Origin of the sequence: Streptomyces sp. NBC_00377 (genome assembly GCF_036075115.1) — a bacterium.
GTDB lineage: Bacteria > Actinomycetota > Actinomycetes > Streptomycetales > Streptomycetaceae > Streptomyces.
Genome location: NZ_CP107958.1, coordinates 5220852 through 5246472 on the forward strand (window position 1 = coordinate 5220852; position 25621 = coordinate 5246472).

General features: G+C 72.5%; 19 protein-coding genes. 9 read left to right on the forward strand and 10 right to left on the reverse strand.

Going from position 1 to position 25621, the window contains the following annotated elements; translation table 11 throughout:
- Positions 1 to 5 precede the first annotated feature (5 nt).
- Together OHS71_RS23460 and OHS71_RS23465 are read right to left on the reverse strand one after the other, a co-directional pair.
- Entirely contained in the window at positions 6 to 1976 is a 1971-nt protein-coding gene (locus OHS71_RS23460; protein ID WP_328481323.1) for an MFS transporter, read from the reverse strand.
- 170 nt (positions 1977 to 2146) lie between these two features.
- Positions 2147 to 4939, reverse strand: coding sequence for a D-alanyl-D-alanine carboxypeptidase (locus OHS71_RS23465; protein WP_328481324.1), 2793 nt, complete (start codon positions 4937 to 4939; stop codon positions 2147 to 2149).
- Between the two features lie 238 nt (positions 4940 to 5177).
- Here OHS71_RS23465 and OHS71_RS23470 point away from each other — a divergent pair, with 238 nt between their 5' ends.
- The 3 genes from OHS71_RS23470 to OHS71_RS23480 all read left to right on the forward strand — a co-directional run bounded on the left by OHS71_RS23470 (position 5178) and on the right by OHS71_RS23480 (position 7541).
- Entirely contained in the window at positions 5178 to 5933 is a 756-nt protein-coding gene (locus OHS71_RS23470) for a GOLPH3/VPS74 family protein (RefSeq protein WP_028807190.1), read from the forward strand.
- A gap of 332 nt (positions 5934 to 6265) precedes the next feature.
- Positions 6266 to 7135 carry a helix-turn-helix domain-containing protein gene (locus OHS71_RS23475; RefSeq protein WP_328481325.1) on the forward strand — a complete coding sequence of 290 codons (870 nt, stop codon included), beginning with the start codon at positions 6266 to 6268 and terminating at the stop codon, positions 7133 to 7135.
- A 214-nt stretch (positions 7136 to 7349) separates the two neighbouring features.
- Entirely contained in the window at positions 7350 to 7541 is a 192-nt protein-coding gene (locus OHS71_RS23480) for a DUF397 domain-containing protein (protein WP_328481326.1), read from the forward strand.
- A gap of 236 nt (positions 7542 to 7777) precedes the next feature.
- Here OHS71_RS23480 and OHS71_RS23485 read toward each other — a convergent pair whose 3' ends face one another.
- From OHS71_RS23485 to OHS71_RS23495, 3 genes are all read right to left on the reverse strand, one after another.
- Positions 7778 to 8653 (reverse strand): MerR family transcriptional regulator, encoded by an 876-nt coding sequence (locus tag OHS71_RS23485; protein WP_328481327.1) that lies wholly within the window; start codon positions 8651 to 8653, stop codon positions 7778 to 7780.
- A gap of 110 nt (positions 8654 to 8763) precedes the next feature.
- The gene (locus tag OHS71_RS23490; protein ID WP_328481328.1) at positions 8764 to 9267 is read right to left on the reverse strand and encodes a glutathione peroxidase; all 504 of its coding nucleotides are present in this window, start codon (positions 9265 to 9267) and stop codon (positions 8764 to 8766) included.
- 201 nt (positions 9268 to 9468) lie between these two features.
- Positions 9469 to 10440: an ArsR/SmtB family transcription factor gene (locus tag OHS71_RS23495; RefSeq protein WP_328481329.1), complete on the reverse strand. Its 972-nt coding sequence runs from the start codon at positions 10438 to 10440 to the stop codon at positions 9469 to 9471.
- Positions 10441 to 10827: 387 nt separating this feature from the next.
- On the opposite strand from OHS71_RS23495, the gene OHS71_RS23500 reads away from it, so the two are divergent.
- Positions 10828 to 12024, forward strand: coding sequence for an MFS transporter (locus OHS71_RS23500; protein WP_328481330.1), 1197 nt, complete (start codon positions 10828 to 10830; stop codon positions 12022 to 12024).
- Positions 12025 to 12106: 82 nt separating this feature from the next.
- Here OHS71_RS23500 and OHS71_RS23505 read toward each other — a convergent pair whose 3' ends face one another.
- The 3 genes from OHS71_RS23505 to OHS71_RS23515 all read right to left on the reverse strand — a co-directional run bounded on the left by OHS71_RS23505 (position 12107) and on the right by OHS71_RS23515 (position 16086).
- On the reverse strand, positions 12107 to 12661 hold the full coding sequence (locus OHS71_RS23505; RefSeq protein ID WP_328481331.1) for a DUF4396 domain-containing protein: 555 nt from the start codon (positions 12659 to 12661) through the stop codon (positions 12107 to 12109).
- Positions 12662 to 12976: 315 nt separating this feature from the next.
- Complete coding sequence (locus OHS71_RS23510; RefSeq protein ID WP_328481332.1) at positions 12977 to 15358, reverse strand: ABC transporter permease; 2382 nt, start codon at positions 15356 to 15358, stop codon at positions 12977 to 12979.
- Complete coding sequence (locus tag OHS71_RS23515; RefSeq protein WP_328481333.1) at positions 15355 to 16086, reverse strand: ABC transporter ATP-binding protein; 732 nt, start codon at positions 16084 to 16086, stop codon at positions 15355 to 15357. Before OHS71_RS23515 ends, OHS71_RS23510 begins: the two co-directional genes overlap by 4 nt.
- A 359-nt stretch (positions 16087 to 16445) precedes the next feature.
- Here OHS71_RS23515 and OHS71_RS23520 point away from each other — a divergent pair, with 359 nt between their 5' ends.
- The 4 genes from OHS71_RS23520 (at position 16446) to OHS71_RS23535 (ending at position 20864) form a co-directional block, all read left to right on the forward strand.
- On the forward strand, positions 16446 to 17822 hold the full coding sequence (locus OHS71_RS23520; protein ID WP_328484612.1) for a sensor histidine kinase: 1377 nt from the start codon (positions 16446 to 16448) through the stop codon (positions 17820 to 17822).
- Positions 17819 to 18523, forward strand: coding sequence for a response regulator transcription factor (locus tag OHS71_RS23525; protein WP_328481334.1), 705 nt, complete (start codon positions 17819 to 17821; stop codon positions 18521 to 18523). The genes OHS71_RS23520 and OHS71_RS23525 overlap by 4 nt, the downstream gene beginning before the upstream one ends.
- Positions 18524 to 18612: 89 nt before the next feature.
- Complete coding sequence (locus OHS71_RS23530) at positions 18613 to 19872, forward strand: NAD(P)/FAD-dependent oxidoreductase (RefSeq protein WP_328481335.1); 1260 nt, start codon at positions 18613 to 18615, stop codon at positions 19870 to 19872.
- A gap of 95 nt (positions 19873 to 19967) precedes the next feature.
- Positions 19968 to 20864: an RNA polymerase sigma-70 factor gene (locus tag OHS71_RS23535; protein WP_328481336.1), complete on the forward strand. Its 897-nt coding sequence runs from the start codon at positions 19968 to 19970 to the stop codon at positions 20862 to 20864.
- A 170-nt stretch (positions 20865 to 21034) separates the two neighbouring features.
- Here OHS71_RS23535 and OHS71_RS23540 read toward each other — a convergent pair whose 3' ends face one another.
- Positions 21035 to 21199, reverse strand: coding sequence for a hypothetical protein (locus OHS71_RS23540; RefSeq protein ID WP_328481337.1), 165 nt, complete (start codon positions 21197 to 21199; stop codon positions 21035 to 21037).
- 76 nt (positions 21200 to 21275) lie between these two features.
- Positions 21276 to 23027 carry a dolichyl-phosphate-mannose--protein mannosyltransferase gene (locus tag OHS71_RS23545; protein WP_443047023.1) on the reverse strand — a complete coding sequence of 584 codons (1752 nt, stop codon included), beginning with the start codon at positions 23025 to 23027 and terminating at the stop codon, positions 21276 to 21278.
- 1292 nt (positions 23028 to 24319) lie between these two features.
- Between OHS71_RS23545 and chvE the strand changes: the two genes are divergently transcribed.
- Entirely contained in the window at positions 24320 to 25417 is a 1098-nt protein-coding gene (gene chvE / locus OHS71_RS23550) for a multiple monosaccharide ABC transporter substrate-binding protein (protein ID WP_328481338.1), read from the forward strand.
- Positions 25418 to 25621 lie beyond the last annotated feature (204 nt).

Sequence of the window (25621 nt, forward strand, 5' to 3'; positions counted from 1 at the left end):
CGGCTCTACGGCTGCTTCTTCAGCTCGTCGGGGCACGGCGTGCCCCGGGGCAGCTGGTAGGGAGCGGCCAGCCGGTAGGTCCCCGCCTTCGGTGCGAGCAGCACCGTCCACTTGTCGCCCTCGGCGTCCTCCTCCGTCTCGAACAGGCACCCGTTGACGTTCTCGTACGTCTTCGGCTCCCCCTCGGAGCGGTCCTTGGACTCCTCCGTCTCCTGCGGCGGCTTCAGGCTCTTGCCCTGCGCGTCGACGACGCTCAGCCACGGCGAGTACGGGATCCGGATCAGGATCCGGCCCGCCTTGCGCACGTCGATCGTCATCTCACCCTGCTCGGCCCGCTGCACCACCGCGTTCGGCTCGGCCAGCGAGGCCGGGTCGGTGACCTTGAACAGCTGCCAGTTGGCATCGCCCCAGATCTGCTCCAGATACGGCAGCCCGCGCTGCACCAGCTGGCGTTCCCGCTCGCCCCCGTCCCCGTCCAGGGCCTCCTTGGGGACGACGACGAAGTGCACGGCCCACCGCTGGAGCCACTCGTGGTAGTTCGCCGAGTTGAGGGTGTCGTCGTAGAAGAGCGGGTTGCGCTCCATGTCGGCCTGGCGGTTCCAGCCCCGGGCGAGGTTGACGTACGGCGCGAGCGCGGACGCCTCGCGGTGCGAGCGGGCCGGTACGACCTCCACCCGCCCCTTCTCCGCGCCGACCCCCTGGAGCTCGTTGACGAGCGGGGCCAGCTCGCGCGCCCAGGAGGCCGCCGGGGTCGTCCGGACGACGTCGTCGACCGACTTGAAGCCGATCCAGCCCACGAACACGAGAAACGACAGGACGATCACGTACCACTTGCGGCTGCGCGGCACGGCGAACGGCAGGGCGGCCATCAGCACCACGCCCGTGAACAGCATCGCGAGCCGCGTGATGTTGGACCCGATCTGCGAGCTGATCAGCCACACCAGCAGCACGCCGAGCCCGTACACCGCCGAGGTGATCCGTACGGTCTTCCAGTCGCGCGGGACGACCGCGAAGACGGCCACCGAGCACAGCAGCGGCAGGGACGCCGAGCCGAAGGACATCGGCTGGGTGCCGGAGAAGGGGAACAGCCAGGCGGACAGGGCCACCACGGCCGTCGGGGCGAGTCCCAGCGCCCACGCGCCCGGCCGCCGCTTCTGGAGGAACAGCGCGGCGGCCACGAGCCCCACGAAGAGCCCCGCCACCGGTGAACCCATCGTGGCGAGCGCGGCGAGCGGGGCGGCGCACAGCGCCTTCGCCCAGCGTTTGTAGCGCCAGCGGTGCGGCCAGCAGAACACGACGGCGACCGCGCCCAGGGCGAACATGTTGCCGAGCCCGAACGTCACGCGCCCGGACGCCGCGTTGCACAGCAGCGCGAAGACCCCGGCCAGCGCCGGCCACAAGGGGTCCTTCACGGGCCGGCAGCGCAGCAGGATCAGGGCGAGCAGCCCCGCCGAGAGTGTCCCGGCGATCATCATCGTCGTCCGGACGCCGAGCAGGGACATCAGATACGGCGACACCATGCTGTACGACACCGGGTGCATGCCGCCGTACCAGGCGAGGTTGTACGCGGAGTCGGGGTGCCGGCCCACGAACTCGGCCCAGGCGTCCTGCGCCGCGAGATCGCCGCCACTGTTCGCGAACGTGAAGAACCATACGAGGTGCAGAACACCGGACAGCACCGTCATCGACAGCACCAGGTGCCGGTTCAGCCGGGCGTGCAGCCGGTCGAGGGCGGATCGCGTGCGGGACGCCTCGCGCGGGGGATCCGTCCGGTCGCCGTTCTCGCGGTCCGGGGCGGGGCCCTGTTCGACGTCTACCACGGGGTCCGCCGCGGGTCCGCCGGCCGGTGCGTCCGCGGCGGCTGTCGCCCGGTCACGGTCGTGATCGCCCGACTGGGGCGCGGGCACCTTCGTCCGCGGGCCGGCGCCCGGGCCCGGACCGGTGTCGTCGGCGCGTGTCGGCTCCGCAGTGGCCACCTGAAGGCACTCCCCGTGTCCCGTCTTCTGCTCTCGGCCGCGTGCCGTTCGCGTCCGCTTCACGGCTGCGTCCCTGCGCCCGGCGACCTGTCCCGTTTCGTGACGCTAGCACGCACCCCGCCGGGCGGCTGCCCGACGGGGTGACGGAGGCGTACGAGCGGGGGTGCGGGTCAGCCGATGCGTGTCAGCTTGTCCGAGAAGCCCGGCTCGGCCAGATCGGACTGGAGGGCGACCGGCACCTTCACGGCACTGATGGAGCCGTCCCCGACGGTGAGCGTGCCCACCTGGGTGCCGGCCTTCGCCGTGTGCGGTACCTCGCCGGCGGTGAACGACAGCTTCACCGTCATGCCCGCCCAGCCGACCGCCGAGACGTCCTCGGTGATGACGACAGGCGTGTGGCCGCCGAGCTTGTCGTCCACGTACCCGACGACGTCGCCCTTCTTCATGATCTTCGCCGAGGCCAGCGCTTCCTGGGCGGCGAGCAGCGCGGTCTGGCTGACCGCGTTGACCGTCTCGAGGATCCTCGGCTTGTGCTGGCCGAGGATCGCGCCGACGAGGGTCACCGTCTGCCCGCCGACCTTCTTGCGCGAGGCGAACAGCAGGTTGCCGCCGGCCGCGGTGGTGCTGCCGGTCTTGATGCCGATCGCGCCCATGTTGAACGGCAGCGTGTTGTAGTTGGGCCAGTTCTTGCCGGACGGGTCGTCCCAGCTGGCCGCGCTGGAGATGGCGACCAGGGCGGGGACCTTCACGAACGCCCGGCCGAGCTTCACCTGGTCCTCGGCCGTGGAGACGGTGGTCTCCTTCAGGCCGGAGGGGTCGGTGTACGTCGTGTTCGTCATCCCCAGTTCCTTGGCGGTGGCGTTCATCTTCTTCACGAACGCCGCCTCCGAGCCCGCGTCCCAGCGCGCGAGCAGGCGCGCGATGTTGTTGGCGGAGGGGATCAGGACGGCCGACAGGGCCTGGTGCTCGGTGAGCTGGTCGCCGGCCTTGACGGTGTTGAGCGTCGACTCGTCGCCGGTGACGTCATAGCCGCCCTCCTTCTCGGCCGTCGCGTCGACAGCGATCTTCGGACCTTCCTCCCCGGCCTTCATCGGGTGGTCCTTGAGGATGATGTACGCCGTCATGGTCTTGGCGACCGAGCCGATGGCCACGGGCGTCTGCTTGCCGAAGTCGCCCATGGTGCCGACACCGTCGGCGTCGATCCAGCCCTGCCCCTCACCCGGCCAGGGCAGCTGCGTCCGGCCGCCCTCGAAGGTGTAGCTGTCCTTGGCGGTGAGGGTCAGCGCGGTCGCCGGCAGCGGACGTACGGACTGCGCGATCGCAAACACGGTCAGCAGCAGGAGGACCAGCGGCGTCCAGATCTTGAGCCGCCGTCCCAGCGTGCGCAGTGGGGTCGGCGGGGGCGGCGGGGTGTTGGTCAGCTCCGCCAGCAGGTCCAGCGGCGGCTTCGGCGGCAGCGGCTGCTGGGTGGTGCGCTCGGGACCGACCTGCGGGACGAGCGCGGTGACGTCGGCGGCCGGCTTGTGCGGGCGCGGCTCGTCGAGCGGCTTCAGCGCGACGAACTTGCTGGTCCGCTCGGCGGAGTCCGCCTCGGCCGCAGTCCCGGCCCCGGCCTTCTCGTCGGTCTTCGCCTCGGCCTTCTCGGGCTTGGTGGCGCCGCCCAGCTTCAGCATGGTGGTCGGCTGGTCGACGGCGGGCTTGGGCCGGGGCGTCTTGAAGACTGCGGTGGGCTGGTCGACGGGCGAGCGGTCCGGCTTGTCGCCGTCGGCGGCCTCGGCGGCCTTGCCGGTCCCGCCGTCCGGTGCCTCGTCGTCGGCCTCGGGCTCGTCCGTGTTCGACGCCCACTTCGGCGCGGGCTTGGCGGCGGGCCCGGCAGCGGGCGCGGAGGCGGGCGCGTCCTCGGGCCCGTCGTCCTCGGTTCCGTCGTCCTCGGTTCCGGCGGCCTCGCACGCGGAACGTTCCTCCGCCTCGCCCTCGGTGTCCTCGTCCGAGGGTTCGGCGTCCTCGGGTGCCCTGTCCGAAGGCTCGGCATCCGCGGGGGCGCCGCCCGAGGGCTTGGCGTCCTCGGGTGCCCTGTCCGAAGGCCCGGCATCCGTGGGCGCGCCGCCCGAGGGCTTGGCGTCCTCGGGTTCAACGTCCGCGGACTTCGCGTCGGCGAGTGCCTCGGCGGCGGGTCCCCCGTCCGAGGGTTCGGCGTCCGCAGGCTCCTCGTCCGAGGGGCTCCCGTCCGCCGTCGAGTCCGCCGCGGGCGCCTTGGCGGAGCTCTTGTCGTCCGCCGAGGCCACCCACTGGGCCACAGCCTCCCGCAGACGCTCGTCACCGCCCCCGGAGGCGCCCTCGGCGGTTCCGGAGGCGCTCTCGGCGGTTCCGGAGGCGCTCTCGGCCGTCTCGGTGCCCTCGGGGCCGTCCTGGGCGGTCTCGGCGGCGCTCTCGTCGTCCGCCACGCTCCCGGCGTCCTCGGCCGTGTCCTCGGCGGTCCCGGACCCTGCTCCGGCGGTTCCTGATCCAGCGGCCCCGGACCCGGCGGCTTCGCCTCCGGCGGCTCCGGCTCCGGTCTCGTCCTCGGCGGGCTCCGCGGCCTCGCCGGTCGCGGTGCCCTCCTCGGCGGCGCCGGTCTCCGTCGGCGCACCGGCCGCTGCGGTCCCCGTGGACTCCGCGGCGCTTCCCGCCTCCGCGGGCTCCGCCTGCTTGCCGGCGCCCACCGGCTTACCGCCCTCCGCGGGCTCGTCGGACTCCGTGGGGTTCCCGGACCCCGTGGTCTTCAGGTCCCGTACCGAGAACACCCGTGTCGCCGTGTCCACGCCGCCCCGTGCGGCGGACGGTTCGGCGTCGCGGGCCACCGCGACCCGCGGATCGCGGACATCACGGGACTCACGTGCTTCGGGAACCGTGCCCGCGCTCCCCGACGTCGGTTCTGCCGACGACTCGCGCTGCTTCGACCTGTCGGGGGACTCGCCCGCCACCGATGCCTCCTCCTGTGCCGCACGCCCACCGCGCGCTTGTGCCGAACCGTGAACCGCCCGCCCGGGACCCGCTTCACAGCGTGTCCGAACCATGTACCAGTGTCCTGTGTAGAGCGCTTGGCTCCTGCGGTAGACGAGAACGACATACCTACTGGTTCCACTACAAACAGGTCACGCACCCTCGACAGATGAATGTGAGAGGGGTCACCCTGTCATTCATCCACGCGGGGAGGCATGGATGGGCAGGAGCCGCAGAACAATTCCGGAAGAGCTTTTGTTGCTGGCGCTGGACCCGACCACGGGTACCACCGCACAGCCGCAGTCGCTCGACCTCGGTCTGGCCGGAGCACAGCTAGTGGAGCTGGCGCTGGCCGGACGGATAGCCCCTGACGGGGATCGTATCGCCGTGGTGTCCCCACGGCCGACTGGAGACCCAACGCTGGACTGCGCGTTGGAGTTGCTGCGAAGGCGTGGCGCTCCTGTACGGGCCGTCCACTGGATCGGCGGGCCGCGTCTCGGGCTGCGCCAGACCTACCTCTCGCATCTGGAGCGGTGCGGCATGGTTCATGCCGTGGCGGGCCAGATGTGCGGAGTGCTGCCGACGACTCGCTACCAGGCGACGGACACCGACATCAGCCGGGAGATCAAGGCCCGGCTGGACTCCGCGATCCGCACCGGCGTACCGCCGGACCCGCGGACCGCGGCGCTCGCCGCACTGGCGCACGCGGTCGGCCTCGGCAAGCACCTGTATCCGGGCAACGAGGGACGCTCGTCCCGCTCCCGGCTGCGGGATCTGATCAGGCACGACCCCATGGGCGGCCTCGTGGCGCACGCCGTGATGGACGTCCAGAACGGCGCGGTGGCACAGCCGCGCCGCAACCAGGCACCACCCGGCCGCCAGGCCGGACCCGGTGCCAGGCCCGCTCCGGAGCCCGCCCGTGGCGTTCCGGCGCAGCCGCACCGCGGCCCCATGGCACGTGTCGTGGCCCACTGAGCCGCAGGCCCACGACACCGCGCCGGCAAGGCCGGTGAAGCGCAAGGCGCAGGACCCGTTGGACCCGTTGGACCCGTAGGACCCCGTAAGACGCAGGACCGTTGGACCCGTTGGACGCAGGACCCGTTCGGGAGCCGCCGCGGACGCGCGGGGTGGTGGGACGCAGTGACCCGCCGCCCCGCGCGCACGCATGCCGGGGGCCGACCCGAACTGGCGCGCAGCCGCCGCATATCCACCGTTTTCCAGCGGTAGAAAGCGCCTTGGTGGCAGTCTGCTCAACAGCAGATACGCAAAGTGTCAGTTACAGGCACGCAGCCGGAGGTGCACGTCCAGTGGCGTCCAATGTCAATCCCACCGTCAGGCGACGCCGGCTGGGTCAGGAGCTGCGTCGGCTCCGAGAGCTCAAGGGCATGACGGCCGAAGAGGTCGCCGAGCGCCTGCTGGTGTCCCAGTCGAAGATCAGCCGACTGGAGAACGGCCGGCGCAGCATCAGCCAGCGCGACGTCCGCGACCTGTGCGGCGTGTACGAGGTCGAGGACCAGCGGATGGTCGACTCGCTGATGGAAATGGCCAAGGACTCCCGCCAGCAGGGCTGGTGGCACGCCTTCGGCGACGTCCCGTACAGCGTCTACATCGGCCTGGAGACGGACGCGGCGAGCCTGCGCGTGTACGACCCGCAGGTCGTGCCCGGGCTGCTCCAGACCCGTCAGTACGCGGAGGCGCTGATCTCGGGAGCGCTGCCGGAGGCGCCGCCGGCGGACATCGAGAAGCGGATCCAGGTGCGTCTGCGCCGACAGGAACGTATTTCCACCGCCGACAACCCGTTGCGCCTGTGGGCAGTCCTTGACGAGGCGGCGCTGCGCCGCCAGGTCGGCAACCGGCAGGTGATGATCGAGCAGCTGGAATACCTGCTGGAGATGTCCCAGCTGCCGCATGTCACCGTGCAGTTGATCCCGTTCACGATGGGCGCGCATCCGGGGGTGAGCGGGCAGTACGCGATCCTCGAGTTCCCGGACGCCGCCGACTCCAGCGTGGTCTACATCGAGGGCGTCACCAGCGACCTGTACCTGGAGAAGCCGCAGGACGTGCAGAAGTACAGCGTGATGTACGAGCACCTGCGGGCTCAGGCCCTGAACGCCGACCAGACAAGGGAGTTCATCGCGAAGGTGGCCAAGGACTATGCCAGGGAGAGCGCTTCATGAAGTGAAGCGCCGAAAGGTACACCTTGAACCGGGTCGGGGGAAGTCCCCACGGAATATGCCACCCGGTCGGGTGAACGGTCGCTCCGCTTCGCGATGTTGGCGAGTAGCGTCGATCACGCCATCAAGCAACAACGATGGCGCAAACCGTGCCGTGCAGACGGAGACCTGCGCACGGCCGGTGACAGCAACTCGGCAACTGACTACCGGAGCGAACATGGCAATGCAGCAGGGCGCCGCGAACGAGTGGGTCAAGTCCTCCTACTCCCAGGGCAACGGCGCGTGCGTCGAGATCAAGTCCCCCGTCCGTGCGGCCATGGCCGTCCGTGACTCCAAGGTCATCGAAGGCCCGACCCTGGCCTTCCCCGCCGACGCGTGGAACACCTTCGTGGCATCGGTCAAGGCGTAAGGGGGGCGACCCCCTGGGACAGCACGACCGGTACCACGAGTACGACCAGCACCACGAGCACGACCAGCACCACGAGTACGACCAGCGTCATGAGTTCGACCAGCACCACCGCTCGACCCGGAAGCCCCCTCGACCAGATCGCCGTCCTAGCCGAGGGGGCTCGGCACATCCTCAGCACTTCCCCGGCGCGGGCCGTCCGCCCCGCCGGCCGTCGGCCCCGCCGGGCGCCCGTGCCGCTAGCCCCGCTTCACCGGGAACGCCACGTCGCACACCGGGTCCTCGGCCCCCGCCGCGTCCCAGTCGGCGAAGTAGACCTCCCGGCAGGGACCGTCGTAGTCCCAGCCCTCCCGCTTCATCCACGCCTCCACCGCCTCGTACGGGGCGAGGATCTGAGGGTGCGCCACCTGGGCCTTGGTGATCCTCGTGTACGCGAGCCGCCGGGCGGGCTCGACCCGGGCCCGGAACTGCCGTCCCCGGCTCGGTGCGGCGGCCGCCCAGGCCCTGGCCGCGGCCTCGTCCGCGACCGGCACGCACGACTCGACCGGCCCGTCGCTCTCCATGGACACCGCGGAGTAGTACACGACGTACGGCGCCCCGGCCACGCCCCCGCACCCCCCGGCCGCCTCCTCCAGCGTCCCCAGCGAGGCGGGGATCCACGTCGGCAGCTCGTCCGCGAGCGTGTGCCGCGTCTCGGTGATGATCACCTGCTCGGGCACGTCCACCAATTGGACCTCGAACTTCTCGTACATCTCGGAGCTCCTCCCCGACAGCCGTGCACGGAGGTAGGCGGCGAGGGTGCGCTGAGCGGCGAACCGGGTCTCGGTCTCGTCCCAGTAGGCCGCGAGCAGCTCCCCGGGCCCTGGCCCGTCGGTGCTCTCCAGCACCTCGGCGATCCGCGCCAGCGGCATGTCGAGCTGGCGCAGCATCGCCACCAGCCGGGCGCGTTCCACCTGGCCGGCCCGGTAGTAGCGGTACCCGCTGGCCTCGTCGACGTGCGCCGGCGCGAGCAGCCCGAGCCGGTCGTACAGCCGCAGCGCCTTGGCCGAGAGCCGGGCCCGTGCGGCGAACGCGCCGATGGTGAGCAGCTCGCCGTCATCCCTCACGTCCCTCACGCGACCCCGTCGTCCTCCGTCGTCGGGCAGCCTCTCCGCCCGACGACGAGGAGGCTCGGCCCTGCCCCAGGGACAAGGTCAAGCCGGAGGATCCGTCCGCCGTCCAGGACCTAGCCCAGCTGGCTCTCGATGGCCGCGACGACCTCGGCGGACTCGGGCTCGGTCTGCGGGGAGAAGCGGGCGACGACCGTCCCGTCCCGTCCGATCAGGAACTTCTCGAAGTTCCAGCGGATGTCGCCGTCGTGGCCCTCGGCGTCCGCGACCCCGACGAGCCGCTCGTACAGCGGGTGCCGCCCCGCACCGTTGACCTCGACCTTCTCGGTCAGCGGGAAGGAGACGCCGTACGTGGCCGAGCAGAACTCGGCGATCTCCTCGGCGGTGCCGGGCTCCTGCCCGAGGAACTGGTTGCAGGGCACGCCGAGCACGGTGAAGCCCTGGGCGGCGTACCGCTCCTGGAGCTTCTCCAGGCCCGTGTACTGCGGGGTCAGGCCGCACTTGGAGGCCACGTTCACCACCAGCACCGCGTTGCCCGCGTACTGCGAGAGCTCCGCGGAACCGCCCTTGAGGGCATCGATCTGGACGTCGAGGGGAGAGGCACCGGCATCAGTAGTCATGCTGCGGATGCTAGCCCCGGGAGGTGAACCCACCCTTTCCGGGGCCACCCCCCGCTTCCGTTCCGGCCCGCCTGGCCTCCGGCCCGCACCGCCTGCGGCCCGCCTCCCCTCCCGCCGCCTCGCCTCCGGGCCGTCCGCTCCGCCCGTCTGCTTCCGTCCCGCTCGCGGCCCGCCGTTGTCCGGTCCGGTCCTGCCCGGTGGCTACCCGTCGGCGGCCCTGGTCAGGACCTCTCCCGCCGCGGACCGTGAGTACAGCACCGAGCGGCCCGAGCGGCCCCGCTCCACCAGCCCCGCGTCCAGCAGCACCCGCAGATGGCGGCCGACCGAGCCGAGACCCTGGCCGGTCAGGGCGACCAGCTGGGTGGTGCTGAGCGGGCTCGAGAGAAGGATCAGCACCGTGGCCCGTGCGGGTCCCAGCAGCGCGCCCAGCGCGGCCGGTACGTCACGGGCACGGTCCCGGTGGTCTCCGGCGAGCACCCCGGAGCAGGAGTAGACGACGGCGTACCGTTCCCGGCCCTCCCACGACACCCACCCGGACTTCGGAGTGACCGGCACGAACACCAGCTCGGCTCCGGAGATCTCGCGGGGCGGATACTCGTGCAGGTTGACCTGGAACCGGCTCTCGCCGAGCCATCGCGTCCCCGGCCGCAGCGAGTCCAGCGCGGCCGCCCAGCCGCCCCGGCTGACCTGCGCGGTCCGCGCGACGACATCCGCCTCCAGGACGCGCCGCCGCCGCTCCCAGTGCGGTCGTACGCCCGTCTCCCACACGTACTCGAGGAGCCCTGCCGCCCGCTCCGGCAGGTCGTCCCGGTCCAGGGCGGCGGGGAGCGGGCCGGCCAGGGACAACCTCAGATGGGCGCGGGCCTGTGCCGGGCAGGCGGCCCGTACCCGCTCCACGCCCTCCTCGAAGCTCTCGGCGTCCCTCGGCGTGGGCGTGAGGAAGTCGGCGATCCAGCTCTGTCCGAGCCCGGCCCGCACCAGCAGGGCGGTCACGGGCTCGGCCGCCAGGAGAGCGCGGTAGCCGGGGAGACGCTCGCGCAGCCAGTCGTGCTCGCCGGGATGTGCGCCCACGCCCGCGTGCAGCAGTTTCAGGCTTGCGAAGGTCTCGGCGAGCGGCGAGATCACGAACCGGCTGCGCGCGAGAGTGTCCGCGTTCACCTGCCACCAGCCCATACTCCTGCGCCCCCTCCCGTACGCCGTACCGCGCTCATGCATCGCCCATGACACACCACGCGCACGTGCCGCCCGTGACGGACCACGCGCACGTGCGGCCCATGGCACACCACGCGCACGTGCCGCCCGTGACGGACCACACCGAGCGCGGCGCCCACGCACCAGACCCACGTCCCGCATCACCCACGCGCGCGTGAGCGCGTGGGTAACGCACGCTTGAGTACGTCACGCATCACCCACGCGCGCGTGGCGCACGCACGCGTGATGGACGCAGGCGTGACGCGTGACGTATGCACGCGCGCATGCCGGGTGGCGCGGCACTCACCGATGTTTCGCGGCTGCGCGAAACAATATCGACGCCGCTGCGGGCCGTCACAGACTCCGCTCATGACCGGCCACACATACCGCCAGCTTTTCCGTGTCCCCGAGTTCACGCCCCTCTTCCTCGCCGCCGCCGCTCAAACCGCCGCCGGGACGGTGAGCGGGCTCGCCCTCGGCACGCTCGTCTACCGGGCCACCGACTCCCCCCTCCTGTCGGCGGTGAGCATGTTCGGCCCGTCTCTCGCGCAGGTGCTGGGCGCCACCTTCTTCCTCTCGGGCGCAGACCGGCTGCCCCCGAGGTCGGCGCTGACCGGCCTCTCCCTCGCCTTCGCCGTCGCGACGGCCGTCCTGGCGCTGCCGGGGCTGCCCGTGTGGGGGGTCTTCGCGGTCGTGCTCCTCCAAGGGCTGGTCGCCTCGCTCGGCGGGGGAGTGCGATGGGGGCTGCTGAACGAGATCCTCAGCAAGGACGGCTACCTGCCGGGGCGTTCGCTCTTCAACATGCTGAACGGGCTCATGCAGATCATCGGATTCGCCACCGGCGGCGTGCTCGTGAGCACGCTCTCCCCGCGCCCCGTGCTGCTGCTCGCCACCCTGCTGTACGCGGTCGCCGCGCTCGTCACCCGGCTCGGCCTGACCGCCCGCCCGCCACGGGCCTCCGGGCGGCCCTCGGTCGCGGAGACCCGGCGTACCAACGCCCTCCTGTGGTCCTCCCGTCCCCGCCGCCTCACCTATCTGGGCCTGTGGCTCCCCAACGGCCTGGTCGTCGGCTGCGAAGCCCTCTACGTGTCCTACGACGCCGACGCGGCGGGCACGTTGTTCGCGTGCGGCGCGCTCGGCATGCTGGCGGGGGACGCGACCGTGGGCCGCCTGGTCCCGGCCGCCCTGCGCCGCCGCCTTGTGACCCCCCTCCTGCTGCTCCTCGCCACTCCCTACCTCCTCTTCGTCCTGCACCCCGCGCTGCCGATCGCCGCGGCCTGCGCCGCCCTCGCCTCCGTCGGCTTCGGCGCGAGCCTGGTCCAGCAGGAGCGGCTGATGGCTCTCACCCCGCCCGAACTCAGCGGCCACGCCCTGGGGTTGCACTCGGCCGGAATGCTGACGATGCAGGGGGTGAGCGCCGCCCTGGCCGGAGGGGTGGCCCAACTCACCTCGCCCGCGGCCGCGATGGCGGTGATGGCGCTGACGTCGATCGCGGTGACGTCGGCCCTGAAGTTCGCCGCCCGAACCGAAGCGGTACCCGAAGCGCAGGCGGCTTCGGCCGGCTGAAGCCGGCGGAAGCCGGCGGAAGCCGGCGGACCGGCCGGCAGGCCCCGGACGGAGCCGGGGGACGGGCCACGGGCGAGGCGCGTCAGGCGTGCGCGGAGTGGGCGGAGTGGGCGACGGCGTGGCCCTTGCCGCGGCCGATCATCCACTTGTTCACGGGCGTGGTGATCAGGAAGGCGATCACGAAGCCGCCCAGCAGGGCCGTCCAGAAGAGGCCGTCCGACAACTGGGCGTCCATCGCGCCCGGGACGAGGGCGACGATGGAGTTGTCGACCAGTTCCATCACGGCGATCGACACGGTGTCGGCGGCCAGCGCCACTTTGACGGCCGCGCGGAGGTCGAGTCCGGCACGGCGTACCGCGAACAGGGTGAAGGAGTAGCCGAACAGGAACGCGAGAACGATCGCGGCGACCATGGTCGGCACGTTGCCCCAGCCGAGGGCGGTGCCGATGACCATGCCGAGGATCTCTCCGATGGCGCAGCCGGTCAGGCAGTGCAGCGTCGCCTGCGCCGCCATGGCCCAGGAGGCGCCGGCACGGCCCTCCGGGGCCCCGTGCCCGTGCGGCCCGCCGTGCTGCTCACCGCCGTGCCGGCGGTGCTGCTCGTCGTGGTGCTGGCTGTGCTGCTCGTCGTGGTCCATGCCTCCTGTATACCCCCCAGGGGTATCGGGAAGCAACGGGGAGCCGGGATTTCGGCCAGGCCGCGGCCGAAGCCGTGAGCGAGGCCGAAGCCGAAACCCCGGACCCGGAAGGCTGACGTCGGGTGACATCCCCGCTCGGCCCGCACCCGGTCCGTACGGACCCGGCCCGGCCGTCCGGTCGTCCCGCCCCGGTGCCGGACGGCGGCCGCCATGGCCCGGATGCCGTAACCGGGGCTCGCACACGGCGGGGTCGGAGTGGCGTTCAGGAGGGGTGGCGGGAGCGGGCGTGAGGCGGCCCCCGGCCCGGTCCCGCGGTCACTCGGTGCGCAGGGCGGTCGCGGTGGTCGTCCTGGCGGCCCAGCCGGCCGGGAGCAGGGCGCCCGCGACCGCGATGACCAACCCGCCCAGAGCGAGGAGCGCCAGGTCGGGAACGTCGTAGACGGCGATGTCCGAGGCGGGCAGGGTCATGCCGACGGCGTCGCCCATGAGTGGCGTGACGAACCGGTGCAGGGCCACGCCGGCCGGGACCGCCACCGCGCCGGCCACCAGGCCGATACCGGCGACCGAGGTGACGACCATGGTCACGGTCTGGCGGGGAGCCATGCCGAGCGCCTTGAGGACGCCGAGGTCGTGGACGCGGTCACGGGTGTCGAGGACGACCGTGTTGAGCACGCCCAGGCCGGCGACCACGACGAGCATCAGGGTGAGCGTCCCGATGAGGGCGTTCATGGCGGCGATCACACTGGAGGTGCCGGCGGTGTTCGCCAGGGCGCCGGCGCCGAGCGGGTCGAGCGCGTCGTCGAGCGAGGCCAGGTAGGCCGTCAGGTCCGTGCCCGGATCCGTCTCCACGTGGTAGCGGCCCGGTGTCGCGTCGAGGCCCAGCGCACCGAGCGTCGAGGTCCCGGTCAGGAGCTCCATGCCCTCGCCCTCGGTGAAGAACGCCTCACCGACGATCCGTACCGGGACGCGCCGTCCCCGCTCCGTCAGGGTCACCGTGTCCCCGAGGCGGATCCCGGCGGCCTCCAGGAACCGGGTGGTGACCACGGCCTGGCCCGGCCCGTCGAGCCAGCCGCCGGAGACCAGCCGCGGGGCGCCCCACGACGCGTCGCCGTCGTACGCCACGACGGTGGTGGCGCCGGTGATGCCGGATGCGCTCACCTCCGCCTGCGTCGTGCCGTAGAAGCGGCTCGTCCCCGGCAGGGCGCGGAGCGCGGCGGCGATCTCGGCCGGGTCCGCCTTCGGCTCCTCGGGTCCGCCGCCCGCGTGGACCGCCTGCGCGCCGGGCGGCGCCTGCCCGCCGCCCGCCTGCACGACGACCGATCCGGCCGAGTCGAGCATGCGGCCCGACTGGACGGCTCCGAGCGTGAGGGCGAGCCCGACCCCGAACGTGACGGCGGCGGCGCCGAAGACGACCGCGGCGGCCATCGACGCCGAACGCGCCGGGCGGGCGAACGGGTGGGCCAGCCCCAGACCGACCGCGCGCGGCACCGGCAGCCGCCCCGCCAGCCGTCGCGCCAGGCGCCCCCGGCCGGTGCCGGGGGTACGCCCGGCCGTGAGCGCCGCCACCGTGCGCAGCCGTCCGGCCCGCAGCGCCGGCACCAGAGCGGCGCACACGACCAGGGTGAGGGTGGCGGCGGGCACGGCGAGGTCGATCCACAGGGGAATCGACGCCGACGGACCGCCGAAGGCCTCACCGACCTCGGCCAGCACGGGGAGGGCCAGCAGATTGCCCACCACCAGGCCCAGCGCGCAGCCCACCGCCGCCGGGATCAGCGCCTGCCCCGCGTAGGCCCGTACGACCTGCGCCGGGGTGAAGCCGAGGGACTTGAGGATGCCGATGCGCCGGGTCGCGGCGCCCACCGCGCCGCTGACGACGATGCCGATGACCAGGACCGACAGCAGCAGTCCGAGGACCCCGAACGCGGCGAGGAACGGCACGAACGCCAGCGCGTTGGCGGTCGCCTGCTGCTTGACGGTCAGATAGGACCGCGCTCCGCTCAGCGCGCCCTTCGGCGCCGCCGCGGTGACCGCGGTGCGGCCGGCGGCCACCTGGGCGTCCGTACCCGCGTCCCGGAAGCGGTAGAGCATCTCGTACGTGGGTGTGCTGTCCGTCGTGGCCAGCGTCGCGGCCCGCGCGGGAGTCACCCAGGCGTCGGCGGTGCCGGTCACCGACCGGGCGACGCCGACCACGGTCAGCGTGGGACTGCCCGGTGCGGCGGGGAACGTCAGCCGTACGCCCGGTTCGACGGGTACCTCGTCCGCGGCCACCACGACCTGACCGGGGCCGGTGAGCCAGGTGCCGGCGACGAGGTCGATCCGGTCGACGCCGCCCGCGTCGGCCCGGCCGGCGACGGTCATCGGGGGCAGATCGATGCCGGCCGGGAGGATCTTCGAGTCCGAGGCGGTACGCGCGCGTGCCGAAACGGTACGGAAGGGCCCGGCGGCGGCGGTCACGCCCGACGCGCGGGCGGTCGCCGCGAGCTCCGCGACCGTCGCCCTCGTGCCGTCGAACGACGCGGTCAGATGGGCGCCGTGCTGCTGGGCGAAGGCGTGGTCGAAGGGGGCCCGGGACGCCACGAGCAGGCCGGCGGCCAGCACCGACGCGGTGACGGCCATCAGGGTCGTCAGGGTCATCACCGCGGTCTGCACCCGCCGTCGGCCCACCCCGGCGCGCACCACCCGGCCGAGAGCGCTCACCGGGTCACCGTCGCAGCGCCCGCGGGGCCCGTCGCGCCGGAGGCGTTCCCGGTGTCCCGGACGACGCGGCCGTCGACCAGTTCGACGGTCCGGGTCGCGCAGGAGGTGGCGAGGCCCAGGTCGTGGGTGACCAGGACGATCGTCTGGCCCGACGCGTTGAGCTCGGTGAGCAGTTCCCGGACGTCCGCACCCGAGGCGGTGTCCAGCGCCCCGGTGGGCTCGTCCGCCAGCAGCAGGGCCGGACGGTTCATCAGGGCCCGGGCGACGGCGACCCGTTGCCGTTCCCCGCCGGACAGTCTGCCGGGGTAGGCGTCCGCGTGCCGGTCGATGCGGAGGCCGGCGAGGAGGCCGGCGGCCCGGGCGCGGGCCTCGGCCCGGGGCAGGCCGGCCAGCTGGGCGGGCAGCAGCACGTTGTCGGTGACGGTCAGGTCGTCCAGAAGGTTGAAGAACTGGAAGACCATGCCGACCTTCGTCCGCCGGTACCGCGCGGACCCGGCCTCGCTCAGCTCGTCCACCCGCAGGCCGTCCACCGTGACGGTGCCCGTGCTCGGCCGGTCGAGTCCGGCGATCAGGTTGAGCAGCGTGGACTTGCCGCTGCCCGACGGCCCGAGAACGGCGAGTGCCTCTCCCGCGCGCACGCTCAGCGTCACGTCGGCGAGGGCCGGCGGGCCTTCCCCGTACGTCCTGCTCACAGCGTGGATGTCGATGACGGGCGCGGTCTCTGCCACGGTGCCTCCAGGGTCGGCGGTCGGCGGTTCGCTCCGAAGCTAGGGGCAGGCCCTGGGCCCGGGCGTCGCCCCTGACGGCGAGACCGGCCGCCGTCCCGGGATGACCCGGTGCACGTCTCATCCCTGCGATGTATGCGGGCGATGTAGCCCATCGCTCCGCCGTCCCCGGCGGGACGGATGTGGGCGGGCACACGGCTTGCCACACTGTGCCCATGGGCGGCGGGGCGGACGGAACAGGCGGTACGGGTGGTACGGGCGGAAGAAGCGAAACGGGCGGCACGGGTGGTCCGGTCGGAACTGCTCCTGCGGAACGGGCTGTTCGGGCGCGGATCGCACAGTGGTCGCGGGCCGTGAAGCGGATGCGGATCGTGGGGCGGTGGCGAACGGATGCTGCCGCGCTGCCGCGCCGGAGCCCGCTGCCGCGCCCGTCCCGGTGGATGTGGACGGCCGACGCGATCCTCGCCTTCGTCCTCGCCGTCTGCACGGTGGGCGCCACCTACCGCCAGGGCGACAGCGCCGTACCGGTGCCGCCGGTCCTGATGCCGCAACCCCCGACGGTGCCGACGCCGGACATCCCGCCGACCGGCCCGTTCCCGCATTGGGGCCCGGGCGGGGATCTCGCGCCGTACGCCGAGGCCGTCCACCCCTGGCAGCTGGTCCTCGCGGCGCTGACCGCGTTGCCCCTGGTGGTGCGCCGCCGGTTCCCGTTGTCCGCGTTCTGGGCGGTGACCCTCGCGAGCCTGGCGTTCAACCAGCACGTGTCCGGCGGCAACCCGACCCTGTACACGTTCCTGTCCTGCGTGGTCGCCGCCTACAGCGCGGCCGTGTACAGCCCGTACCGGGCGGGGGCGCTCACCAGTCTGGTGGCCGGCGCCGCCCTGCTCGGCGTACTGCACGACGAGAACTTCCCGTCGTTCGCTCCCGGTCTGGTGCCCTTCCTCGCCCTGCTCGGGGTCGGACTGGGGGCCAACGCGATGCACACCTGGAAGCAGCGGCTGCGCGCCCTACAGGCGGAGCACGAGGCCGCCACGCGGCTGGCGGTCGACCGGGAACGCGCCCGGATCGCGCGCGAACTGCACGATGTCGTCACCCACAATGTGAGCGTGATGGTGATCCAGGCGGGCGCGGCCCGCAAGGTCATGGACACCGCGCCCGACCGGGCCCGTCAGGCGCTGCTGGCCGTGGAGGCGGGCGGACGCACGGCCATGGCCGAACTCCGCCACGTCATGGGCCTGCTCACCATGACCGGCGACGAGTACGCGCGCGTGGACGGGTACGGGCCCGTGGACGGGTACGGGCGGAGCGGCGGTCCGGACCCGGACACCGGGGCCGATCTGGCGCCGCAGCCGGGCCTCGCCCAGGTGCCCGCCCTCGCCGACCGCATCCGGGAGACGGGCGTTCCCGTCGAACTGACCGTCACGGGTACCCCGGCCCCCCTGGCCGTCGGCGCAGACCTGGCCGCGTACCGCGTGGTGCAGGAGGCGCTGACGAACACGGTCAGGCACGCCGTCGGCAGCCACGTGCGGGTCGCCGTCGACCACGTCCCCGGCGCGGTGCACATCGAGGTCTCCGACACCGGCGGCACGCCCGCGGCACCGGACGGTCCCGGCGGCGGCCGCGGGCTGGCCGGCCTCCGGGAACGGCTCGCCGTCTACGGAGCCACCCTGCACGCGGGCGAACGCCCCACCGGAGGCTTCGAGGTCCGCGCCGTCATACCGGTCGGGGAGCACGGATGACCGAGCCCGCGCCGCGCGTGGTGATCGCCGACGACCAGGCGCTGGTCCGCACCGGCTTCGGCATGATCCTGGCGGCCGACGGCATCGACGTCGTCGCCGAGGCCGCCGACGGCGACCAGGCCGTCGAAGCGGTCTGCCGCACCCGCCCCGACCTGGTCCTCATGGACATCCGGATGCCCGGGACCGACGGCCTGGAAGCCACCCGGCTCATCCTCTCCGGCGCGCTGCTGCCCGACCCGCCCCGCGTCATCATGCTGACCACGTTCGACCTGGACCGTTACGTCTACGCGGCGCTCACCGCAGGCGCGAGCGGCTTCCTCCTCAAGGACGTCACCCCCGAGCACCTGGTCGCCGCCGTCCGCCTCGCCCGCACCGGGGACGCGCTGCTCGCCCCGGCCATCACCCGGCGCCTCGTCGAACGCTTCGTGGCCCGCGAGGCGCCGGCCTCCGCAGCCCTGCACCGGGACCTGGCGGTGCTCACCCCCCGCGAGCTCGAAGTGCTCCGCTCCCTCGGCTGCGGCCTGAGCAACGCCGAACTCGCCGCGCGCTTCCGGCTGAGCGAGGCCACCGTGAAGACCCATGTGGCGCACATCCTCGCCAAGCTCCGCCTGCGGGACCGCGCCCAGGCCGTCGTCGTCGCCTACGAGACCGGTCTGATCACCCCGGGCGGGCAGCCCGGCGGCCGGCCCGGACCAGCCTGAGTGACCTGCCTCACAGGGAGGCCGTCGCTGTCACACGGATCGGAGACGCGGTGTCGTAAGGCCGTACCCCTGGACAAGGAGGAGACGGCATGGCCGAGAACACCGAGGTTGTCGTCATCGGCGGCGGATACGCCGGCGTCATGGCGGCCAATCGTCTGACCCGGCGCGACGACGTGAACGTGACGCTGATCAACCCGCGCCGGACCTTCGTCGAGCGGATCCGCCTGCACCAACTGGTGGGCGGATCGGACGACGCCGTCGTCGACTACGCGACGATCCTGGCCGGCGGCGTCCGGCTGGTGGTGGACACCGTCACCCGCATCGACGCCGCCGGGCGCCGGCTGGCGCTGGCGTCGGACACCACGGTCCGCTACGACTACCTGATCTACGCCGTGGGCAGCGGCAGCGCCGACCAGCAGGTACCGGGGGCGGCGGAGCACGCCTACCCGGTCGCTTCTCTGGAGGAGGCGGAGCGGCTGCGCCAGGCCGTCGCCACCGCGCCCGCGACGGCCGCGGTGACCGTGGTCGGAGCCGGTCCGGCCGGCATCGAGACCGCCGCCGAACTGGCGGAGGCGGGCCGTACGGTGACCCTGGTCTGCGGCGGCGTGCTCGGCCCCTACCTGCACCCCCGGGGCCGGCGCACGGTCGCCCGGCGGCTGGCCAAGCTCGGCGTGACCGTGCTCGACGGCCCCGACACGAAGGTGACCGAGGTGACCCGCGACGCCGTGCGGCTCGCCGACGGCCGCGCACTGCCCGGCGAACTGACCGTCTGGACCGCCGGGTTCGGTGTGCCCGACCTGGCCGCGCGCAGCGGGCTGAGCACCGACGCCCTGGGCCGTCTGCTCACGGACGAGACGCTGACCAGCGTGGACGACGTACACATCGTCGCGGCCGGGGATTCGGCGGCGCCGTCGGACCTGCCGTACCGGTTGGGCTGCCAGTCCGCCGTCCAGCTGGGCCCGCAGGCCACCGAGACGGTGCTCAGCCGGATCGCGGGCGAGCGGCCCGCGCCCGTGGAGGTCGGGTTCGCCGGGCAGTGCCTGAGCCTGGGGCGCCGCGCCGGCGTCTTCCAGTTCTCGCGGCGCAACGACGTGGCGATCCCGCTGTACCTCGGCGGCCGCCCGGGCGCGAAGCTGAAGGAGCTGGTGTGCAGGAGCACCGTCCGGCAGCTGGCGTACGAAGCCCGCAAGCCCGGGGCACGCTCCGTGTGGGTGAAGGACGACAAGCGCGGACAACTGCTCCGGGCGAAGCAGGAGGAGACGCGGCAGGAGGAGGCGCGGCGGGACGAGGCACAGGACACCGCCGCCCCGGCCGCCCGCCGAGGCATGAGTGAGCGGTCGCCGAGGTAGTGACGGAGGAGCACACGTCACTGTGGATGCCGGCGACCGGCGCCGACCGCCGGTCGCCGTCGGCCGGGCCGGCCGACGGGGAGGAAGTCGCAGCTGTGAACGACCACGCCACTGATCCGGCGACGGACACGTTCGTCGCCCACCGCAACCTGCTCTTCACGGTCGCGTACGAGATGCTCGGATCGGCGGCGGACGCCGAGGACGTCCTCCAGGAGACCTGGCTGCGCTGGGCCGAGGTCGACCTGGGGCAGGTGCGCGACCGGCGGGCCTACCTGATCAGGATCACGACCCGTCAGGCGCTCAACCGGCTGCGCACCATGACGCGCCGCAAGGAGGCGTACGTCGGCCCGTGGCTGCCCGAGCCTTTGCTCACCACCTCGGACGTGGCCCAGGACGCCGAGCTCGCCGAGAGCGTGTCGATGGCGCTGATGCTGGTCCTGGAGACGCTGTCGCCGACGGAACGCGCCGTCTTCGTCCTGCGCGAGGTCTTCGACGTCGGCTACGACGAGATCGCGGCCGCCGTCGACAAGAGTCCCGCGGCCGTCCGCCAGATCGCGCACCGCGCCCGCAAGCACGTCGATGCCCGCCGTCCTCGCGAGGTGGTCTCCGCGGGCGAGACGCGGGCGGTCCTGGAGTCGTTCCGGCGCGCGCTCGACACCGGTGACCTCCAGGGCCTCCTCCGGGTGCTGGCTCCCGACGTCGTCCTGCTGAGCGACGGCGGCGGCGTCGTACAGGCCGCGCGGCGGCCGATCGTCGGCGCCGACAAGGTGGCCCGTTTCATCGTCGGCACCGCCGGCAGGCACGAAGCGGCCGTCACGGTGCACCCCGCCCTCGTCAACGGCAACCCGGCGCTTCTCCTGCGTCTGTCCGGCGACAACGACGGCATCCTGGCGGTCCGCGTCGAGGGCGCCCGCATCACCGACCTCTACTACGTCCGCAACCCCGAGAAACTGACCCGCGTCGCCGCCGAGACCCCCCTCACCCTGCGCTGAACACCGGGCCGGCGAGCCCCGGCAGGGCGCCGTGGACCGACCGCGGTACCTCGCCGTACGGAAGTGACGCGACCGGCGCCTTCGGCCACGGCGGGCACCTTCCGCCCGCCCCACCCCGCGCCGGTTCCGTCCCACGCCGGTCCGCGCTTCTCACCCGGCCGGGGCTTCTCCTAGGTCTGGCTGATCAGGACGCCCGCGGCGCAGAGCGCGAAGCCCAGAGCGAGGAGGATCCTCTTCCCGCCCCGGCCGGAGGCCCGTTGCGCGAGTTCGCGGACGCCCAGCCACGCACCGCAGAGCAGGAGCGCGCCCGCGCACACATGTCTGGCCACTTCCATGAACCCCCGCCCGCTGATGCGTCGACTTCCGATGCGGCTCACCTGCGAGCCGTTGCCCGTCGACGGTGAGCCGGGCTCAGATCCAGGTGTCGAGCCACATTCTGGCGTGCCAGTCGGCATAGGGGATCGTCTGCCCGGTATAGATCGGGAAAAAGTAGACGAAGTTCCAGACGATGAGCAGCACCAGCCCGCCCGCGGCCACCGCGCCCAGGGTGCGCCGTCTGTCGTCCGCCCCGGGCGGGCCCAGCACGGCCCCCAGCATCATCGCCACGGCCAGGCACAGGTACGGCACGAAGGCGACCGCGTAGAACGAGAAGATCGTGCGGTCCTGGTACAGGAACCAGGGCAGATAACCGGCCGCCACCGCGCACAGGACGGCGCCGGCGCGCCAGTCGCGGCGCAGCGCCCACCGGTAGAGCAGATAGACGAGCGCGCAGCACGCCGTCCACCACAGGAGCGGTGTGCCCAGCGCGAGGACCGCCTGTGAGCAGGCGCCCGCGGTGTGACACCCGTCCCGTCCGGGTTGCGGCGACTCGTAGTGGAACAGCACGGGACGGCCGAGAACCAGCCAACTCCACGGGTTCGACTCGTACTTGTGGGGGATGTGCAGCCCGATGTTGAACCGGTACACCCCGTACTCGTAGTGCCACAGGCTGCGGAGTGCGGCCGGAACCCACGACCAGGTGCCGCCGCGGCCGTCCGCCCAGTGCCGTCCGTATCCGTCGTCGGACAGGAACCACCCCGTCCAGGTCGCCAGATAGGTCGCCACCGCGACCGGCACGACGGACAGCGCCGACCACCCGAAGTCCTTGCGCAGCACCGCCCGGTACGGGCGGCGGGCGCCCGCCACGCGACGTGAGCCGACGTCCCACAGCAGGGTGAGGACCATGAAACAGGCCAGGAAGTACAGGCCGTTCCACTTGGTCGCGGCCGCGAGCCCCAGGAACAGACCGGCCGCCGACCGCCATGGACGCCATCCCGTCCCGGCACGACCGCCGGTGTCCTGGTCCGGGCGCGCACGGCCGTCCGCATCCACCGGAAGGGCTGCCGCGAGCCGTGCCCGGGCGTGATCCCGGTCGAGCAGCAGGCAGGAGAACGCCGCCAGTACGAAAAAGCTGACGACGAGGTCCAGCAGGGCCGTACGGCTCATCACCACGTGCAGACCGTCCACCGCCAGCAGCAGACCGGCCAGGCAGCCCAGCGCCGTCGACCGGAACAGACGGCGACCCGTACGGCACAGCATCAGCACCGACAGCGTGCCGAGGAGCGCCGTCATGAAGCGCCAGCCGAACGGCGTGAGGCCGAACATCCACTCACCGGCGGCGATCACCCACTTGCCCGTCGGCGGGTGCGCGACGAAGGCCCCGGTGTCGGAGAGCGGGATCACCTGAGGATGCGCCAGGATCTGCGGGTCGGCGACCTTGCGGTCCGGCCAGGTGCCCTCGTAGCCCAGCCGCAGCAGCGCCCAGGCGTCCTTGGCGTAATAGGTCTCGTCGAAGACGACCGCCCGGGGCTGTCCGAGACGCCAGAAGCGGATCGCTCCGGCCAGGACGGCGACGAGCACCGGTCCCAGCCAGTCCATCGCCTTCGCCACGCGGTACGCCCGCGCACGGTCGAGGCCGACGATCTCCCAGAGGCGGGTCGACGGCTCGGGGAACGGCGGTACCAGGCGCTCGCGGACGTCTGTCCGGGGGCGCCCGGCATATCCGAACAGGCGCAGACGCTCCTGCCGTTCGAACAGGCGCGGTCGGCTCTGCCGTTCACCGGCCTCCGCGTCGGGACGGGCGCTGTCGAGGACATGGGAGCGCGGCGCGCTGCTACTCGTCACCGGACGACCCTAGACGGCATGCCCCCCGTGTCGCCGCCGCCTCGGCTGTTTCACGCCGTTGACCAGCAGAAATGAAGAAACGCCGACGGATTTCCCGACGCCGTGGTTATGGTTCCGCCAAGGACAGAAAGCGATCTCCGTCACCTTCTGGAGCCGTTTCTGTTCGCACCGTTGACACCCCGCACCCCCCCTTTTATTGTCACGCCACCATTCCGACCGCGTGTCGATATTTCGAACGGTTGAAAGGCAAGTGCCCTGCGCGCCACCGAAAGCAGTACATACGTGGGAGGAGCGCCCAGGCGCGGCCTGACGTGTGTACAGGCGCGCGCCGGCGACGCGGCCCCGGGAGCCGAAGAGGACCGGACGGGGGGCCGGACGGCGGTGCCGGGCGCCGCACAGGCCGTGACGCCGGCCACCGCGCAAGCCCTGACAGCGGCCGACGCACGGGTCATGACACCGGCCGGCGCACGGGTCGTTGCACCGACCGCCGGACCGGCTGTCACATCGGCCGCCGTACCGCGCGGTGTCGAGGAGCGCGGGCATCGGTCCGAGCGACCCGCCCCCCGTACTGACTACCGGTCAGTTCCGCGTGAGCCACCAGCTGTTCACCGTCCCGGAACGTGAGCGCCGGCCCCGCGACGGTCTTACCGACCCGCGCGAACACAAGTCGCCATGTGCGGGCCCACGGGACCGTGCGGGCCTACGGGACCGTCCGGGTCCGGCTACAGGGGCACGTACGGATTCACGGTGCCTGCGTGCGGGTCGACGGAGCCGGCTGCGGATCCACCAGGGCTCGCCTCGCGCGCGAACCCACTGGGCCGTCCGTGAATCCTCCGGGTCGCCGCGCGGATGAGCTGCGGCGCCCGCCGCACCGCCGTAAGCCCGCCCAACCCGTCCAGGGCGTCCGCGAACCACCCCCTCCGGACGCCCCGGAAGCCTGCCCCCCACCCCCAGGAACCCGGGAACCAGTCCTCACCCCCGGGACCCGGGAACCACCCCCCCCCGGACCCCTGGCCCCGGACACAACCCCTCGGCGACCACGGCGCGTCCGGCACCCCACACCCCCCACGCACCACACCCCCCACGCACCACACCCCCGATGCACCACACCCTTCGCGGACCCAGACCACCAGCCCAGGACGCCGCGCGGGAGCGGACACGAACGGCCCGTCGACTCGACCCACCGGCCGGCCGCTCGCTCGCCGGACAGCTTCGCCCGTCACACCGCTTCACCACCGGCATCCGATACGCCGCCATCCTCTCAACGACGAGAAGAACGAGGAACGATCCCCATGCGCAACCGAAGAGCTGCCCTCGCCGCCATCGCCGGAGCCGCTTCTCTCGCCCTCACCCTGTCCGCCTGCGGCGAGAACATCGGAGGCAGCTCCGAAAGCAGCGCCAAGGGCGACACCATCGGCATCGCCATGCCGACCCAGGCCTCCGAGCGCTGGCTCACGGACGGGAAGAGCGTCGTCACCGACCTGAAGGCCGACGGCTACCAGACCAAGCTGGTCTACGGACAGGACAGCCCGAAGACCCAGGTCGCGCAGATCGAGGAACTGATCAAGCAGGGCGTGGACGCGCTGATCATCGCGGCCATCGACAACAAGTCGCTGAACGGCGTGCTCCAGAAGGCCGCCGACGCGGACATCCCCGTGATCTCCTACGACCGGCTCATCCTCGGCACCGAGAACGTCGACTACTACGTCTCCTTCGACAACGAGCAGGTCGGCCGGTTCCAGGCCCGCTACATCATCGACAAGCTCGGTCTGGAGGACGGCGCGGGCCCGTTCAACATCGAGCTGTTCGCGGGCTCCCCCGACGACAACAACACCAAGTACTTCTTCGACGGCGCGATGCACCTCCTACAGCCGTACATCGACAACAAGCAGTTGGTGGTCCGCTCCGGCCAGACCGACCTCAAGGAGGTCACCACCCTGCGCTGGGACGGGCCCACCGCGAAGAAGCGCATGGACGGCATCCTCGGCCAGTCGTACGGCAGCAAGAAGGTCGACGCGGTCCTGTCGCCGTACGACGGCATCTCCATCGGCGTCCTGAACTCGCTGAAGGGGTACGGCTACGGCTCCGGCGGCAAGCGCCTGCCGATCATCACCGGCCAGGACGCCGAACTGGCCTCGGTGAAGTCGATCATCGCGGGCGAGCAGTCCCAGACCGTCTACAAGGACCTCCGCCAACTCGCCAGCGTCGCAGCGGAGATGGCCGACGACCTGCTCAACGGCAAGACACCGAAGGTGAACAACAGAAGGGCCTACAGCAACGGCGTCAAGGCAGTCCCCGCCTACCTGTTGCAGCCGACGACCGTCGACAAGACCAACTACGAGTACGTCCTGGTCGCAGGCGGCTACTACACCGACGCGGAACTCAAGTAACGCCCGCCCGCTCCGGATCCGCTCGCCGCGACCCCGGCGGCGAGCCGGCCGACGCGACCGGGCGGCAGCACCGCCCGTCAGTGTGTGCCGGGGGCCGGCTCACGCCCGAATCACCCCGGCGCACAGCAGATGGCATCCGCCCCCAGTCGCACACTCTCGAAGCCGCCCGGACGTGCCACCGCGGACCACTGCGTACCCAACCGG

Excerpts from the sequence above, each read along its gene's own strand:
- OHS71_RS23470 (WP_028807190.1), top strand. The coding sequence starts at position 5,178 with ATGGGCAGGAGCCGCAGAACAATTCCGGAAGAGCTTTTGTTGCTGGCG.
- OHS71_RS23480 (WP_328481326.1), top strand. The coding sequence starts at position 7,350 with ATGGCAATGCAGCAGGGCGCCGCGAACGAGTGGGTCAAGTCCTCCTAC.
- OHS71_RS23490 (WP_328481328.1), bottom strand. The coding sequence starts at position 9,267 with ATGACTACTGATGCCGGTGCCTCTCCCCTCGACGTCCAGATCGATGCC.
- OHS71_RS23495 (WP_328481329.1), bottom strand. The coding sequence starts at position 10,440 with ATGGGCTGGTGGCAGGTGAACGCGGACACTCTCGCGCGCAGCCGGTTC.
- OHS71_RS23500 (WP_328481330.1), top strand. The coding sequence starts at position 10,828 with ATGACCGGCCACACATACCGCCAGCTTTTCCGTGTCCCCGAGTTCACG.
- OHS71_RS23505 (WP_328481331.1), bottom strand. The coding sequence starts at position 12,661 with ATGGACCACGACGAGCAGCACAGCCAGCACCACGACGAGCAGCACCGC.
- OHS71_RS23520 (WP_328484612.1), top strand. The coding sequence starts at position 16,446 with ATGCGGATCGTGGGGCGGTGGCGAACGGATGCTGCCGCGCTGCCGCGC.
- OHS71_RS23525 (WP_328481334.1), top strand. The coding sequence starts at position 17,819 with ATGACCGAGCCCGCGCCGCGCGTGGTGATCGCCGACGACCAGGCGCTG.
- OHS71_RS23530 (WP_328481335.1), top strand. The coding sequence starts at position 18,613 with ATGGCCGAGAACACCGAGGTTGTCGTCATCGGCGGCGGATACGCCGGC.
- OHS71_RS23540 (WP_328481337.1), bottom strand. The coding sequence starts at position 21,199 with ATGGAAGTGGCCAGACATGTGTGCGCGGGCGCGCTCCTGCTCTGCGGT.
- chvE (WP_328481338.1), top strand. The coding sequence starts at position 24,320 with ATGCGCAACCGAAGAGCTGCCCTCGCCGCCATCGCCGGAGCCGCTTCT.